Here is a 569-nt window from a genome sequence, read left to right as displayed (position 1 = left end):
TGGCCGTGCCGGCAGGATCACCGTCTGGTAATGACGCGCGCACTCCAGCGTGGCCCGGTTCAGGCCCGGCTCGTAGCGATCCGGCTGGGCGACCAGGGCGCGCGGATTGTCCGGCACAACCATTTCCGGCACGCCGCCAAAGTAGGTCAGAGCCTGGCCCAGCGAGGTCAGCCAGTCCACCTGGGTTTCGCCTGGCGTCGCGCAGGCATAGGTGTAATTCGAGGCGCCCAGGGCGGCGACGAAGATGTGCGCCCGGCGCACTTCGCCGGTGGCCGGGTCGACCACCGGCAGCGTCGGCCCGGCATAGTCGATGAATAGCTTCTCGCCCGCACGGTGCAGCTGACGCATCGAACGTTTGAGCGTCTGGGCGTAGCGCCGGTAGTGCTCGACGAACTGGGTGTAGCGGTAGGTCGGCTGGCCCGCATGCGCGGCGAGATATTCCTCCCACAGCAGCTGCAAGGTCACGCCCTTGCGTCGCAACTCGCGGTGGATGCTCAGCACATCGGGCAGCACTCGCTCACCGCGCGGCTTGTTCGTCGACGTCGGTGCAAACAAGGCGGCCGCCAGCG

1 protein-coding gene is annotated in these 569 nt (G+C 67.7%); it reads right to left on the bottom strand.

Annotated features, from left to right (window positions below; translation table 11 throughout):
- The coding region (gene istA / locus OCGS_RS07825; RefSeq protein ID WP_156801004.1) for an IS21 family transposase at positions 1-569 on the bottom strand (569 nt) is incomplete at both ends.

Source organism: Oceaniovalibus guishaninsula JLT2003 (assembly GCF_000299575.1).
GTDB classification, from domain to species: Bacteria; Pseudomonadota; Alphaproteobacteria; order Rhodobacterales; family Rhodobacteraceae; genus Palleronia; species Palleronia guishaninsula.
This window is presented reverse-complemented; position numbering and strand designations above follow the sequence as displayed.